At 48.6% G+C, this 14,570-nt stretch carries 14 protein-coding genes; 10 read left to right on the plus strand and 4 right to left on the minus strand.

From position 1 onward, the window contains the following. Positions 1-62: 62 nt before the first annotated feature. Both pckA and coaD read right to left on the minus strand, forming a co-directional pair. The gene (gene pckA / locus CWE09_RS08725) at positions 63-1,664 is read right to left on the minus strand and encodes a phosphoenolpyruvate carboxykinase (ATP) (RefSeq protein ID WP_126803582.1); all 1,602 of its coding nucleotides are present in this window, start codon (positions 1,662-1,664) and stop codon (positions 63-65) included. A 138-nt stretch (positions 1,665-1,802) separates the two neighbouring features. Further along, entirely contained in the window at positions 1,803-2,291 is a 489-nt protein-coding gene (gene coaD, locus CWE09_RS08730; protein ID WP_126803948.1) for a pantetheine-phosphate adenylyltransferase, read from the minus strand. A gap of 144 nt (positions 2,292-2,435) precedes the next feature. Here coaD and CWE09_RS08735 point away from each other — a divergent pair, with 144 nt between their 5' ends. From CWE09_RS08735 to CWE09_RS08750, 4 genes are read left to right on the plus strand one after another with little or no spacing between them, the layout of a single operon-like run. Next, positions 2,436-3,626 (plus strand): glycine C-acetyltransferase, encoded by a 1,191-nt coding sequence (locus CWE09_RS08735; RefSeq protein WP_126803583.1) that lies wholly within the window; start codon positions 2,436-2,438, stop codon positions 3,624-3,626. A gap of 22 nt (positions 3,627-3,648) precedes the next feature. After that, a complete protein-coding gene (gene tdh / locus CWE09_RS08740) occupies positions 3,649-4,677 on the plus strand; it encodes an L-threonine 3-dehydrogenase (RefSeq protein ID WP_126803584.1) in 1,029 nt (342 codons plus the stop codon). Between the two features lies 1 nt (position 4,678). Continuing rightward, positions 4,679-5,002, plus strand: coding sequence for a thiosulfate sulfurtransferase GlpE (gene glpE, locus CWE09_RS08745; protein ID WP_126803585.1), 324 nt, complete (start codon positions 4,679-4,681; stop codon positions 5,000-5,002). Continuing rightward, positions 4,999-5,811: a rhomboid family intramembrane serine protease gene (locus CWE09_RS08750; protein WP_126803586.1), complete on the plus strand. Its 813-nt coding sequence runs from the start codon at positions 4,999-5,001 to the stop codon at positions 5,809-5,811. Before glpE ends, CWE09_RS08750 begins: the two co-directional genes overlap by 4 nt. A 2-nt stretch (positions 5,812-5,813) precedes the next feature. Here CWE09_RS08750 and CWE09_RS08755 read toward each other — a convergent pair whose 3' ends face one another. Next, positions 5,814-6,221: a flagellar basal body-associated protein FliL gene (locus CWE09_RS08755; RefSeq protein WP_126803587.1), complete on the minus strand. Its 408-nt coding sequence runs from the start codon at positions 6,219-6,221 to the stop codon at positions 5,814-5,816. 200 nt (positions 6,222-6,421) lie between these two features. Between CWE09_RS08755 and CWE09_RS08760 the strand changes: the two genes are divergently transcribed. Both CWE09_RS08760 and ubiA read left to right on the plus strand, forming a co-directional pair. After that, positions 6,422-6,901, plus strand: a complete 480-nt coding sequence (locus CWE09_RS08760; protein ID WP_157982841.1) for a chorismate--pyruvate lyase family protein — start codon at positions 6,422-6,424, stop codon at positions 6,899-6,901. Further along, complete coding sequence (ubiA, locus tag CWE09_RS08765) at positions 6,898-7,779, plus strand: 4-hydroxybenzoate octaprenyltransferase (RefSeq protein ID WP_126803589.1); 882 nt, start codon at positions 6,898-6,900, stop codon at positions 7,777-7,779. Before CWE09_RS08760 ends, ubiA begins: the two co-directional genes overlap by 4 nt. Positions 7,780-7,789: 10 nt before the next feature. Here ubiA and plsB read toward each other — a convergent pair whose 3' ends face one another. Continuing rightward, the gene (plsB, locus tag CWE09_RS08770) at positions 7,790-10,228 is read right to left on the minus strand and encodes a glycerol-3-phosphate 1-O-acyltransferase PlsB (RefSeq protein WP_126803590.1); all 2,439 of its coding nucleotides are present in this window, start codon (positions 10,226-10,228) and stop codon (positions 7,790-7,792) included. 183 nt (positions 10,229-10,411) lie between these two features. On the opposite strand from plsB, the gene lexA reads away from it, so the two are divergent. The 4 genes from lexA to ctaD all read left to right on the plus strand — a co-directional run bounded on the left by lexA (position 10,412) and on the right by ctaD (position 14,564). Continuing rightward, positions 10,412-11,035: a transcriptional repressor LexA gene (gene lexA, locus CWE09_RS08775; RefSeq protein WP_126803591.1), complete on the plus strand. Its 624-nt coding sequence runs from the start codon at positions 10,412-10,414 to the stop codon at positions 11,033-11,035. Further along, on the plus strand, positions 11,032-11,484 hold the full coding sequence (locus CWE09_RS08780) for a hypothetical protein (RefSeq protein ID WP_126803592.1): 453 nt from the start codon (positions 11,032-11,034) through the stop codon (positions 11,482-11,484). Before lexA ends, CWE09_RS08780 begins: the two co-directional genes overlap by 4 nt. 363 nt (positions 11,485-11,847) lie before the next feature. Then, entirely contained in the window at positions 11,848-12,954 is a 1,107-nt protein-coding gene (gene coxB, locus CWE09_RS08785) for a cytochrome c oxidase subunit II (protein WP_126803949.1), read from the plus strand. Between the two features lie 11 nt (positions 12,955-12,965). Then, positions 12,966-14,564, plus strand: a complete 1,599-nt coding sequence (gene ctaD, locus CWE09_RS08790; RefSeq protein ID WP_126803593.1) for a cytochrome c oxidase subunit I — start codon at positions 12,966-12,968, stop codon at positions 14,562-14,564. Positions 14,565-14,570 lie beyond the last annotated feature (6 nt).

The raw sequence follows: 14,570 nt of genomic DNA on the forward strand, positions 1-14,570 counted from the left end.
TATAAATGGAAAACAGGCACAAAAAAACCGGCCGGAGCCGGTTTTTTTGTTACGAAGCATAATTACAACTGAGGCCCGGCTGCAACCAGCGCTTTACCATCTTCGTTGTCAGTAAACTTCTCAAAGTTCACAATAAAACGCGCCGCCAGATCTTTAGCCTTCTCTTCCCACTCTGCCGCATCTTCATAAGTCTGACGCGGGTCCAGAATAGAATTATCCGGCACGCCTGGCAAAGCGGTTGGAATAGCGACATTGAAATAAGGCAGATTAACAAACTCAGCATCTTCAATACTACCATCCAGAATAGCATCAATAATGGCACGAGTTGCCTTAATGGAAATACGTTTGCCGGTGCCATTCCAACCGGTATTCACCATATAAGCTTCCGCGCCGGCGTCCTGCATGCGCTTGCCCAGAACTTCTGCATACTGAGTTGGATGCAAGCTCAAAAATGCAGCACCAAAACAGCTGGAGAAAGTAGGCGTAGGCTCAGTAATACCACGCTCTGTGCCCGCCAGTTTAGCGGTAAAACCCGACAGGAAGTGATACTTAGTCTGCTCTTTAGTCAGTTTAGCGACCGGCGGCAAGACACCGAAAGCATCTGCGGTCAGGAAAATAACTTTCTTGGCATGGCCCGCTTTAGAAACCGGCTGTACGATATTGTCGATGTGATAAATCGGGTAAGAAACACGGGTGTTCTCGGTTTTTGAATTATCATCAAAATCAACGCTGCTATCATCACGCACTGTTACGTTTTCAAGCAGAGCATCACGTCGAATCGCATTGTAGATATCCGGCTCAGCTTCCTTCGACAGGTTAATGGTTTTAGCATAACAACCACCTTCAAAGTTAAATACACCGTCATCGTCCCAGCCGTGCTCATCATCACCGATAAGCTGACGCTTGGAATCCGTCGACAATGTTGTTTTGCCAGTTCCGGACAAACCAAAGAAAATGGCTACATCACCTTTCTCGCCGACATTGGCCGAGCAATGCATAGAGGCAATGCCGCGTAACGGCAGGAAGTAGTTCATCATCGAGAACATGCCCTTCTTCATTTCGCCGCCATACCAGGTACCGCCGATAAGCTGAACACGTTCGGTCAGGTTAAAGGCAACGAAATTTTCCGAATTCAGGCCCTGCTCTTTCCAGTTTGGATTGGTGCATTTAGCGCCATTCATAACAATAAAATCAGGCTCAAAAGTCTGCAGCTCTTCAGCGGTCGGGCGAATGAACATGTTCTTAACGAAATGCGCCTGCCAGGCCACTTCGGTAATAAAACGTACGGCAAGACGAGTGTCTGCATTCGCACCGCAATAAGTGTCTACCACAAACAAGCGCTTGCCAGAAAGTTGCTGGGTCACTAAGCCCTTTAGACTGTTCCAGGTATCCTGTTCAATAGGTTTATTGTCATTCTTACCTTGATCTGACCACCAGACGGTATCCCGGGTCGTATCATCACGAACAATGTATTTATCTTTTGGCGAACGCCCGGTAAAGATTCCCGTGTCCACTGCGACTGCACCTGTGTCGGTGACAGTGCCTTTTTCATAACCCTGAAGGTCAATACGTGTTTCTTCTTCAAACAACTTATCGTACGACGGGTTATGAACAATTTCCGTGGCGTCTGTAATGCCATATTGGCTCAGATCCAGATCGGTCATGATACGACTCCTGAGGGTGCAGTCTGTTACAAGTTATGGTATTCGAACATGACCGGCGCTGACGGCAAGAATAAGCCCCTGCTGACGGTCAGAATTTGGTCGCCGATGATAGCCCTTTTACAGCTAAAAAGATAGGCTTTACAAACCTTCGTGCAGGGCTTTTTGTAAAGCTTCGGCCACCCGGGCATCAGTAAATTGGGTTACATCACCATGATGTAGCGCCACCTCTTTGACTAAGGTAGAGGAAATAAATGAGTTTTCTTCAGACGGCGTCAGAAAAACGCTCTCCAGACCCGGGTGTAACCGCCGGTTCATATTCGCCAGCTGAAATTCATATTCAAAGTCTGAAACCGCGCGTAAGCCGCGGATAAGCACAGTCGCTTCCTGTTCGCGGGCAAATTCAACCAGTAACCCGGAAAAACCGATCACACTGACATTAGGGAGATGTTCAGTGACAGCGCGCACTAGATCGACGCGCTTATCGAGATCAAACAGAGGTTTCTTACTCGGGCTCGATGCAATTCCTACGACAACTTCACTAAACAGGTTGGCCGCACGCTCAATAAGATCAGCATGCCCATTAGTGATAGGATCAAAGGTTCCGGGGTAAATAGCTTTTTTATGCATAGCAATTTCCACTCGCTCATAGTTACCGCGAATCATACTCTTTCCTCTGACCAGCGTCTAATCTGAGAGAAAGGGATGATAATTCTGTCGCAGCCGCGTAAAATAGAGCAATACATACGCCTACTACTATTCAGAGGGTCGAGGATGAAGAACGATTTTTACCAACAGGTACGTGAGCAGATTGAAGAAGTGCGCGAAGAGGGCTTGTTTAAAAAAGAGCGTATTATTTCTTCCTCGCAATACTCAGAAATCGAAGTCAACCACGACAAGGTATTAAACTTCTGCGCCAACAACTACCTGGGCCTGGCGAACCACCCTGAGCTTATCAAAGCAGCCAAAGATGGCCTGGATAAGCACGGCTTCGGGGTCGCTTCAGTGCGTTTCATCTGCGGTACGCAGGACATCCATAAAACGCTGGAGCAAAAACTGAGTGAGTTTTTAGGCACCGAAGACACCATTCTCTACTCCTCATGCTTTGATGCCAATGCGGGCCTGTTTGAAACTTTACTAGGTCCGGAAGACGCCATAATCAGTGACGCGCTGAACCACGCCAGTATTATTGACGGCGTTCGCTTGTGTAAAGCAAAACGCTACCGCTACGCCAATAATGACATGCAGGCGTTAGAAGAACAGCTGCAAAAAGCAGTCGCCGACGGCGCCCGACATAAATTGATCGCTACAGACGGTGTGTTTTCTATGGATGGCGTCATTGCCAACCTCAAAGGCGTTTGTGACCTGGCCGATAAATATGACGCACTGGTCATGGTCGATGACTCTCATGCCGTTGGTTTTGTCGGACAAAAAGGTCGCGGAACCCATGAATATCACGACGTCATGGATCGTGTTGATATTATCACGGGTACTTTGGGTAAAGCCCTGGGCGGTGCCTCTGGCGGTTTTACTGCAGCCAAAAAAGAAGTAGTGGAATGGTTACGCCAACGCTCGCGCCCCTACCTGTTTTCCAACTCACTGGCCCCTTCCATAGTAACGGCTTCTATTCGTGTGCTGGAAATGCTCAGTGAAGGCGATGAACTGCGCGACAAACTCAATCAGAACAGTCAGTATTTCCGCGAGAAAATGACGGCGGCAGGTTTTGAACTGGCCGGCGCAGACCACGCTATTATCCCGGTTATGCTAGGCGATGCTAAACTAGCCTCAGAAATGTCCGACCGCCTGTTAGCAGAGGGTATCTATGTGATCGGCTTTTCATTCCCGGTAGTACCTAAAGGTCAGGCCCGTATACGCACCCAAATGTCGGCTGCACACAGTCGCGCACAGCTGGACAAAGCTATTGACGCCTTTATCCGCATCGGTAAAGACCTGGGCGTGATTTAAGACCTTAATTCAGGAGTAACGAATGAAAGTATTAGCTAAGCTCAAAGCCGAAGAAGGCATCTGGATGAGCGAGTCAGAAAAGCCTGAAATCGGCCATAACGACTTGCTGATCAAAATTAAGAAAACCGCGATCTGCGGCACCGATGTGCATATATACAACTGGGACGAGTGGTCACAAAACACAGTTCCCGTTGGCATGACCGTGGGCCACGAATATGTCGGCGTAGTAGCTGATATGGGCGCCGGTGTACAAGGCTTTGAAATTGGTGACCGGGTATCCGGCGAAGGCCACATTACCTGCGGCCATTGCCGCAATTGCCGGGCCGGACGTCGCCATTTATGCCGCAATACGACAGGCGTAGGCGTAAACCGCCCTGGCGCTTTTGCCGAATACCTGTCTATTCCTTCTATTAACGCCTTTAAAATACCGGACGAAGTCAGCGATGACATGGCCGCTATTTTCGATCCTTTTGGTAACGCTGTGCATACTGCCCTTTCTTTCGACCTGGTCGGTGAGGACGTGCTGATTACCGGTGCAGGGCCTATTGGCATGATGGCCGCAGCGGTAGCTAAACATGCGGGTGCACGACACATTGTGATCACTGATATTAACGACTTCCGCTTGCAGCTAGCTAAAAAAATGGGAGCTACCCGGGTCGTCAACTCTAAAGAAGAAAACCTGCTGGATGTCATGAACGAGCTGGGCATGCATGAAGGTTTCGATGTCGGTATGGAAATGTCTGGTGTCGCGGTTGCTTTCAACGACATGCTCACCGCTATGAACCACGGCGGCAAAGTTGCACTATTGGGTATTCCGCCGGGCGATATGGCGATTGACTGGAATCAGGTCATTTTTAAAGGTTTGGTCATTAAAGGCATCTATGGCCGCGAAATGTTTGAAACCTGGTATAAAATGGCTGCGCTCATTCAGTCGGGTCTCGACTTGAGCCCTATGATTACCCACAACATGCCTGTCGATGATTTCCAAAAAGGTTTCGACATCATGCGTTCTGGTAAGTCCGGTAAAGTCGTTCTCGACTGGGAAGCCTGAGATGACTGACTTCGAGCGTATCTCTATTGCTAACGCGCGGCAGCTTATCGCCGCGCAGGATGCAACCATAGCCGATATTCGCGACCCGCAGTCTTTTGCTCTAGGACACATGCCTGGCGCTTTTCATCTGACGGACGCCAATTTGCACCAGTTTGTATTAGAAAAAGATACCAAAAAACCGCTTATTGTCGTTTGTTATCATGGCATCAGCAGCCAGGGCGCTGCCCGCTACCTGATTGAACAGGGGTTTTCTGAGGTTTACAGTCTGGACGGTGGTTTTACAGCCTGGCAGCAACATCAACCTGATCAGGTTGCCCGCGGATGAAATTGCTGTTGACGCACCCGGACCCCGAACACATGGCAAATGCCCGACAGTATCTGTTACGTCATGGCATTCCAGTCAGCGTTTCCGAGCGCTCCGGACAACTTGAGCTTTGGTTGTTACAGGACAACTACCAGGAGACAGCGCTCAACCTGCTGCGCGACTTTGACGATTTACCAGCGGATCATCAGGTGGCTCAGCCATCGCATCAACAGTCCATGTTTGGCCCAACCCTGCGCAGCCTGAGCCAACAAGCTGGCCTGCTCACATTTGCGATATTCTTGATGACGCTGGCAGTGGCCGCTGCTCAGCTCGTCTTTTCGCCGCAGGCAGTGATGGGCAGCTTAATGATCACACCGCTGCATAGCATGCAGTTATCACTTAGCGAACCCTGGCGTCTGGTTACCCCAGCATTTATTCATCTTTCAGCGACTCACCTGGTATTTAATTTATTCTGGTGGTGGTATCTCGGGGGCCGTATCGAACTGCGCCTGGGAGCCGGTCATTTGGCGCTGATTTTCCTTGTGACCGCGATAAGTTCCAACCTACTGCAATGGTATACCAGTGGGCCGCTATTTGGCGGTATGTCTGGCGTAGTGTACGGGTTACTGGGATTTTGTACCTTGTATAGCTGGCGCCGCCCCACCTCATTAAGTCTGCCACCAGCATTGATTGTGTTTATGGTGGCTTGGTTGTTGCTTGGTTACACTGATTTACTCTGGGTTAATGTCGCCAACGAAGCGCATTTAATGGGCTTGATCAGTGGTTCGCTACTGGGTGCTTTATATCGTTTACGAGAAAAATCAAGTTAAGGTTACTGGTAGAGATAGTTGGTGAAAATAAGGTTTTCAATCACTTCTCTACCAGTTTCCTGTTCCATTAGCTCCTGCGCTCTACTCAAGCAATCGCGGCGAATTTCATCTCGCCCAGTTAAGGAGCGGACCTTGCCTTCCTGAGCCTCGCCGAAGATCTCAATAAAGGCGTCCCGTAATAACGGAGCGTGATGCTCTAATAACTGCAGGTCGTTGACACTCCCCACTACTGCCTGAACAGAAATTCGCACATAACCAAGATGACGAGTGTCATCTAACTTCACAAAGTTAGTTGTAATATCAGGTTCAAAAGCGAAATAAACTTGGCGCTGTTCGCTTTGTGCATGCACCGATGCAGTGAGAATCCAAAGCATAACTGTAATTAATGCGCCCTTTACGTACTTTCTCATTTCATTACCCCTGCATCCATTACTTAACCCTCTGTTAGTTGATTATATGTAAGTCGACTTTTACAGCAACAACTGCGCCTAGTCTGCAACTTCTGTTATCATGCGTCTATCATTTAATCTTAAACAAATTTATGGTTTCCGATACTCTTTTTAGCGGCAGCCGCTGGGATTTCTTAAGGCCTAAAACGATTCCTGACACATTGGCTAACTGGCTTTTTGATTCTGGTTCACTAACCGCCAAACTAAAAGCACTTAACCCTGATTTCGAGGTTGAGGTTTTGCGTCATGCGAACGGCCGTATCTACCATGATGAAGTCGCCTTACTTGAGAAAGATGTGCCTTGTCAGGTGCGGGAAGTTATTTTAAGAAGCGCAGGATTACCCGTAGTATTTGCGCGAAGTGTGATTCCAAACGCTGATGACGCGAGCCTGAATGCGCTGAACTCGATCGGCAATCAACCGCTTGGCGAGGCCTTGTTTAGTCGCTCTGATGTCACTCATGGGCCTATTGCGGTGACTCAATTTTCAGCGCAAAGTAATATGGCATCGTTCAATGAGGAGTTACTTGGTTCACGGCAGGCTCTTTGGGGACGCCGCCGTAAATTTGAGATAACTGACAACCCGGTCCTGGTCACTGAAGTATTTTTATCATCCGCACCCTGTTATAAGGAGCCTGCATGAGCCGTCTACACCATTATCACAAGCTGATGCGTATGGATAAACCCGTTGGTACCTGGTTATTGGCCTGGCCTACTTTCTGGGCGCTGCTCGTTGCTGGTGCCGGAGACCCTTCGTTACGTATGGTCGCTATCTTTGCGGCTGGTGTTTTTCTGATGCGTTCTGCAGGCTGTGTTATCAACGATTTTGCCGATCGTAAGATTGATGGCAAAGTCCGGCGTACTCAACAACGGCCGCTAGCTACTGGTGCGGTAACAGCAGCCGAAGCCCTAATCCTTTTTGCGGGTTTAGTGCTACTTGCCTTTTTGCTTGTACTTACTCTGAATACGTTAACTATCGGCCTAAGCGTCATAGCTGTCGTGCTGGCCGCTTTTTATCCTTTTGCAAAACGCTTTACTTACTTGCCGCAATTGTTTTTGGGCGCTGCCTTTAGCATGGCAATTCCAATGGCATTCGCAGCTGTTGAGGGCCGATTACCCTTAATTGCCTGGGTGCTGTTCGCGGCAAATTTGCTTTGGACGGTCGCCTACGACACAGAATACGCTATGGCAGATCGCGAAGACGACTTACGCGCCGGAATTAAGTCCAGCGCTATACTCTTTGCCCGTTTCGACATTCTGGCCATTGCTGTTTTACAACTGCTTACCTTATTACTGCTGTCCATAGCTGGCTGGATGCTGCACGCGGCTCCTTATTACTGGATTGCGCTCGCTATAGCCGCCACCATGTTTGCCTGGCAGCTGTGGATGATTAGCGGTCGTCAGGCTGACCAGTGTCTGCGGGCTTTTAAACAGAATCATTACGTGGGCATGGCCATTGCCATTGGCCTGGCATTGCACTTCTGGTTACCGGACGTGCCCTGGTTAGGCAGCATCCTGTAACCTGGGAAGCCTAATGGCTTCCCAATAACTTTTGCACAGACTGGCGGATAGTTTGCACTATGGAGCTGGGTAACAAAGAATCTATTTCATCACTCAATAGCGCAACGCGCTGATCAGAACAATATTCGCCGCTTTCGGCCACCACGATATATCCCTGCTGTTTGAGGACATTGACTAAGGTACTGAAAATACGCTTATCAAAAAACTCAGGAGCATCTATACCGTGCATGGAACCCAGACGTTCAGCCAGCAGTTCGCTGTGTTTTTCCAGGTCCGTACGAGAAAGCGATCCTGATTGCTGCAATAATTCCAGCACTATGCCGTAGCGGATCAAAGTCTCATTAATGCTGTTCGCCAGCAGGCGCAATTGAAAATAACCACTACTGTCATGTGCCGGGACACTGTACTGCTCGCCGTCATACTGTAACCAACCCTGTTCATGCAATTGCTCACAGATAGCGGCGGTCCATACAGGCACGTCTTCAACATCCTGACTCAGATACAGCTCAGCCCTTAACATAGGTATTAATCTAGCAATAAATGTGGCTGCATCACTACTTTGAAAGCGTTGATGAGCAAGGCTGTATATAGCTACTAACGCAGGCACTGCAAATAAATGCAGGATATTGTTGCGATAATACGTCAACGAAATGGCCTGTTCAGGCAATAAGGTAGCAACGTCGCCCACAGCGTCACTATGTACCTCAAACTTATTCATTTTAGTGGCCTGTTTCCAGAGTTCTTCACCTGTAACCTCGGGTGCCACTGCAAAACTACTGTAAGGCACTTCGCTTAATAACTGCAGGTAACCATCAAACTGCCGTATTAGCTCTTCTTTAGTTAATGAACGGTTTTCGGAACAGAGCAGGCAAAGTCCGCTTAAATTTACGCTATTGACCACAGCTCCATCATTAATATGGCGCATGAGTTTATCAGCCAGCTGATTCACTCGCGGCGTCATCCAACTTGGTTTTGCTGGCTCCTCCAGTCCTCGGGTGCTGGAGTCCCTCCAATCTGGCTGGTGTTCATCCAGGTACTCATCCAAGCGCACCGGTTTGCCAAAAGTAACGTAACCATGGCCAAAATTACGCAGTTTACGCAGGATTCCAAACACCTGGAAAACCGATTCCTTCTTTTTGTTATTACCACGCAACTCTTTATGGTAAGTACTCACTTCCATGACATGCTCGTAACCGATATACACAGGTACAAGGCTTATGGGTCGGCTAATGCCGCGCAGCTGTCCCTGGAAAGTCATAGCTAACATGCCTGTTTTGGGTGCCAACAGGCGTCCCGTACGACTGCGCCCACCCTCCATAAAGTACTCAACTGAATAACCTTTCTGGAACAGGCGTCCCAGATATTCGCGAAAAGCAATGGAGTACAATTTATTGCCACGAAAACTGCGGCGAATAAAAAAAGCGCCACCGCGGCGGAATATCGGGCCAGCGGGCCAGAAGTTCAGATTCACTCCGGCAGCTATATGTGGCGGTACCAAACCTTCCTTATAAATAACATAACTGAGTAGCAGGTAATCCATATGGCTGCGATGACAAGGTACATAAATGATTTCATGCCCGTCCTGTGCGAGCTTGCGTACCGTTTCACCATGGCGCACGTCAATACCGTTATACAAACGGTTCCACAACCAGGTCATTACCCGATCACCAAAACGCACCAGGCCCTCGCGGTAATCCGCAGCAATTTCTTCCAGGTAAGTTTTAGCCCGCTGTTCGGCTTTCGCTTCGCTAACTTTTTTGCTTTTCACCTCATCAGCAATCGCCTGGCGCATAACAGGAGTGCGCAGCAAGGAACGGATCATCTCATCCCTGCTCCACAACTTAGGTCCCGCCACGGCGTGTCGTAAACGGCTAAAATGGGTGCGGGCAACCCGTGCCAGCTTAGCACCTAAATTAGTATCGCTGGCATGCCTGTCAGCCATTGTACGCAGGCTCACTGGACGGCTGATACGTACCATGATGTTACGGCCTGCAAACAGCAATAACATAAAACGCTTCCACAAATTAGGTACTTCAATATCGGCAGTAAGTGCACCTGCAGGCTCTTCCCGCCCGGCATTTCGTCCCCAGAAAAGAGCAATTGGATGCATGACAACGTTGCACTCAGGTTGCTGCTGATGTAATTCCAGCAACTCCTGAAACGGTTGCCCATAATCGTACTTCAGACGCCCGCGAGGATCTTCAATATAAAGCACCCGGGGAAAGGTCTTGTCACCTATCTGCAGAGGCTCCGTAGGATCCGGCAAACCTAGCCGGCGAGTTGCCTTTTGGGCAACCACCAAATCAGTGAAGCTCGGGGAGCGCATGACATAAACCAGATGATCGGCTGCGGAAGGCGTCGCTTCATCTTCATCACGAATAGCTTCAAACTGGGTAAGCCAGCGTACTGGCCATTTAAATATTGAAAACAACAAATGTTTCATGCTCATAACTGTCCACACAAAGTCAGCAAAGGGAGGCCCCACTGGCATCCTGCAATGTGTTACAGCATACCATTCCACAGAAAATTTGTCGCAAACCGGTAACATCACAAAAAAGTAACAGAAATATTTGCACTGGTTGAAATACTGTATATACTCACAGCATACTGTATAGAAAAACAGGTAACTCAGATGCGACCTTTAACACCACGACAAGCAGAAATACTGGACCTTATTAAGACAAATATTGAGGCGACCGGTATGCCACCTACCCGGGCTGAAATTGCCAAACGGCTAGGTTTTCGTTCCGCCAATTCTGCGGAAGAGCACCTTAAGGCTCTGGCCAGAAAAGGGGTTATTGAAATGATGCCCGGCATGTCTCGTGGTATTCGCCTCTTACAGGAAGAAGTAGAAGAACCGGAACAGCCCGGACTACCTTTAATCGGACAAGTCGCAGCCGGTGAGCCTATCCTGGCGCTGCAGCATATAGAAAGTCATTACCAGGTTGACCAGCATCTGTTTCAGCCTCAAGCGGATTTCCTGCTACGGGTAAATGGCATGAGCATGCAAAAAATTGGCATTCTGGATGGTGATTTACTGGCGGTACATAAAACCACCCAGGCTCGCAATGGTCAGGTCGTTGTCGCCCGCATTGAAGATGACGTGACAGTCAAGCGCTTCGAACGCCACGGCAGCAATGTCATGTTACACCCGGAAAATGATGAATTTTCTACTATCCATATTGATTTAACTTCACAACCACTGACCATCGAAGGGTTAGCCGTTGGTGTAATAAGAAATGGAGCTTGGTTATGAGCCACATTATTAATAATAGTCGTCGCATCAGTCATCCAGGCCTTTGGTCAGATGAGCATACAACGCAAATAACTACACAGATAAACTGGCATCCTGAACAGGAAAAGCTGCAGCAGATGCTACGTACTATCAGTACGCTGCCAAAAGCCTCTGACAAGTGGGTAACTATTATTGGCACACCTACTCAGTTAACTAGTAAAGCCTTCCTACAGCAGCTAGAAACCGCCGGCATTTCCAGGCACCGAATACGCTGGATCCGGACTCGTGATGAAGATACCGCAGTCTGGGCCGCCGAACAGGCTATGCTTATTGATAATAGTGAGCTTGTGATTGCCTGGTTGGGCCAGTGTAAGGGTCGCAATTTACAGCGTGCGTCGCTGGCCGCGAGAGTCAGCCAGGCCAGCACTTTTCTCTTTACCGGTAACGATTCCCCAACTCCACTCCACTAGCCTTTTATGGCTATCCCAAGGGGCTGTTAACTACAGCCCCTTTTTTATTAACAATTTTGGTGTTATTTTGATACAGATTAAAGCGTAATAAACTAAAGTTTTAACTAAGCTACATCGTTGTACTCGGTTGAAATGAATAAAGCCTGTATCACCAATAAAAAATAAACACCTGCTACGCAGGTAATAACTAAAATATAACAAAGGGTTAGGCGAGAATTGCGATTCAGGGGAAGAGCTGTTCCTGTTCTTGCTGATCTCTTTGTTCTGGCGTTGCCGCCTTTCCCCAAAGGCTGACAACAAAAGAATAAGAGGAGATGTCGAGTGAAATCGAGACTTTACCGCGTCCTGGCGGCAGTTTTAGCGATGCTAACAATGCCTGCTGCATACGCAGAAAGCCTGCAGATTAACCTTCCGCGCGGCGCTACAGATATTAGTAATACAGTGTATAACCTGCACATGTTCGTATTCTATGTCTGTGTGGCTATCGGGGTTGTTGTATTTGCGGCCATGTTCTGGTCCATGATCCGCCACCGCAAGTCGCGTGGTCAGGTGCCAGCAAAATTCCACGACAACGTGAAGGTGGAAATCGCCTGGACCATTATTCCCTTTCTGATTCTAATCACTATGGCGGTGCCTGCCACCCGGGTCCTGATCGACATGGAAGATACTTCCGATTCTGACATGACGGTCCTTATCACAGGTTCACAGTGGCGTTGGAACTACGAGTATTTTGAACATGATGTTCAATATCGCAGTAGCCTGGCTACTATGCGAGATCAGATATATGGAAACTTGGAAAAAGGTGAAAATTACCTGTTAGAAGTCGACCGGCCGTTAGTTATACCTACAGACCGTAAAGTCCGCTTCCTGATAACTTCCGACGACGTTATTCACTCCTGGTGGGTGCCTGAGTTTGCCATTAAAAAAGACGCTAATCCCGGTTATATAAACGAAGCCTGGACCATCGTTGATGAGCCTGGAATTTACCGCGGTCAGTGTGCTGAACTTTGTGGTCGTGACCACGCTTTCATGCCTGTAGTTGTTATCGCCATGGAGCCCGATGATTTCGACGAATGGATAGCTAACGAGGAAACTCGTCAGGCTGAAGCCAGAGCCGAAGAAGAACGCTTACTGGATATGGAAATGAGTATGGATGAGCTCATGAGCATGGGTGAAAATGTTTACACCGCTCAGTGTGCAGCCTGTCACCAGCCGAACGGACAAGGTGTGCCGGGTGTATTCCCTGCGCTTGCTGGCGAAGGCATGTCCGTAGACCCTGATGGAATCGAAGACCATATAGATATAGTGGTTAATGGTGCATCCGGCACTGCCATGCAGGCCTATCGTAACCAGCTGACTATGCGCGAACTTGCTGCTGTTATTACCTATGAGCGTAATGCCTGGGATAATGACACCGGTGATACGGTGCAGGCAGCCGATATACATAATTTCATTCAGGGTAACCAATAAGGGAGATGGCCATGAGCACAGTAGTTGATACACATCCTGATCATGATCATGATGACCATCATGACCATAAGCCCACAGGCATTAAACGTTGGTTATTCACCACCAACCATAAAGACATAGGTACACTTTACCTGCTCTTTAGTTTCCTGATGTTTTTAGTGGGCGGTACCATGGCGCTGGTTATTCGCGCCGAACTATTTCAGCCGGGGATGCAGATTGTAGATCCTCATTTCTTTAACCAAATGACCACTATGCATGGTCTTATCATGGTCTTCGGTGCTGTTATGCCTGCCTTTACCGGGCTGGCAAACTGGATGATACCTATGATGATAGGCGCGCCAGATATGGCGTTGCCGCGTATGAATAACTGGAGCTTCTGGATACTCCCGTTTGCGTTCATTATTCTGCTGTCGTCGATGTTCATGCCTGGAGGGGGACCCGCATTCGGCTGGACCTTCTATGCACCGCTCTCCACCACTTACAGTACAGACTCTACCGCTCTGTTCGTATTTGCCATTCATATCATGGGCATATCATCCATCATGGGGGCGATTAACGTTATCGTGACCATTATGAATATGCGTGCACCTGGCATGAGTTACATGAAAATGCCGCTGTTCGTGTGGACCTGGTTCATTACCGCCTTCCTGCTTATTGCAGTAATGCCAGTATTGGCCGGTGTGGTGACCATGGTGTTAACGGATAAGTACTTTGCGACCAGCTTCTTTGACGCGGCGGGCGGGGGTGATCCCGTACTTTTCCAGCATTTATTCTGGTTCTTCGGGCACCCTGAAGTCTATATTATGATACTGCCTTCGTTTGGTATTGTATCCGCTATTATCCCAGCCTTTGCCCGTAAGCCTCTGTTTGGTTATGCCTCTATGGTGTATGCAACAGCGGCCATAGCAGGGCTGTCATTCCTGGTCTGGGCACACCACATGTTTACCACGGGTATGCCAGTGTTCGCATCCCTGTTCTTTATGTATATGACCATGCTGATTGCAGTGCCTACCGGGGTTAAGATCTTTAACTGGGTGAGCACTATGTGGCGGGGGTCCATGACCTTTGAAGCACCTATGCTCTTCGCACTGGCTTTCGTAATACTGTTCACCATCGGTGGTTTCTCCGGCATTATGCTGGCTATTACACCGGTTGATTACCAGTATCATGATACTTATTTCGTAGTGGCCCATTTCCACTATGTATTAGTCAGTGGCGCAGTCTTCTCTATCATGGCGGCTGCCTATTATTGGTTGCCCAAATGGTCTGGGGTTATGTTCGATGAAGGCCTGGCGAAACTGCACTTCTGGTGCTCGGTGATTTCGGTCAATATCCTGTTCTTCCCTATGCACTTTGTAGGTTTAGCAGGCATGCCACGCCGTATCCCTGATTATGCGCTACAGTTTGCGGATATAAACGCAGTGGTCAGTGTTGGCGCCTTCCTGTTTGGTTTCTCACAGCTGATCTTCCTTGCTGTTGTGGTGAAATGCTGCATGAAGAAAGGCGAACCTGCACCGGCTAAACCATGGGAAGGTGCTGAAGGTCTGGAATGGGAAGTGCCTTCACCGGCTCCGTACCATACTTTTGATACACCACCACAGATTAAGTAAGAGGTA

Source organism: Aliidiomarina minuta, from assembly GCF_003987145.1.
GTDB classification, from domain to species: domain Bacteria; phylum Pseudomonadota; class Gammaproteobacteria; order Enterobacterales; family Alteromonadaceae; genus Aliidiomarina; species Aliidiomarina minuta.

Excerpts from the sequence above, each read along its gene's own strand:
- tdh (WP_126803584.1), top strand. The coding sequence starts at position 3,649 with ATGAAAGTATTAGCTAAGCTCAAAGCCGAAGAAGGCATCTGGATGAGC.
- coxB (WP_126803949.1), top strand. The coding sequence starts at position 11,848 with ATGCTAACAATGCCTGCTGCATACGCAGAAAGCCTGCAGATTAACCTT.
- pckA (WP_126803582.1), bottom strand. The coding sequence starts at position 1,664 with ATGACCGATCTGGATCTGAGCCAATATGGCATTACAGACGCCACGGAA.
- ctaD (WP_126803593.1), top strand. The coding sequence starts at position 12,966 with ATGAGCACAGTAGTTGATACACATCCTGATCATGATCATGATGACCAT.
- lexA (WP_126803591.1), top strand. The coding sequence starts at position 10,412 with ATGCGACCTTTAACACCACGACAAGCAGAAATACTGGACCTTATTAAG.
- plsB (WP_126803590.1), bottom strand. The coding sequence starts at position 10,228 with ATGAGCATGAAACATTTGTTGTTTTCAATATTTAAATGGCCAGTACGC.
- ubiA (WP_126803589.1), top strand. The coding sequence starts at position 6,898 with ATGAGCCGTCTACACCATTATCACAAGCTGATGCGTATGGATAAACCC.
- CWE09_RS08780 (WP_126803592.1), top strand. The coding sequence starts at position 11,032 with ATGAGCCACATTATTAATAATAGTCGTCGCATCAGTCATCCAGGCCTT.
- glpE (WP_126803585.1), top strand. The coding sequence starts at position 4,679 with ATGACTGACTTCGAGCGTATCTCTATTGCTAACGCGCGGCAGCTTATC.
- coaD (WP_126803948.1), bottom strand. The coding sequence starts at position 2,291 with ATGCATAAAAAAGCTATTTACCCCGGAACCTTTGATCCTATCACTAAT.
- CWE09_RS08750 (WP_126803586.1), top strand. The coding sequence starts at position 4,999 with ATGAAATTGCTGTTGACGCACCCGGACCCCGAACACATGGCAAATGCC.
- CWE09_RS08755 (WP_126803587.1), bottom strand. The coding sequence starts at position 6,221 with ATGAGAAAGTACGTAAAGGGCGCATTAATTACAGTTATGCTTTGGATT.
- CWE09_RS08735 (WP_126803583.1), top strand. The coding sequence starts at position 2,436 with ATGAAGAACGATTTTTACCAACAGGTACGTGAGCAGATTGAAGAAGTG.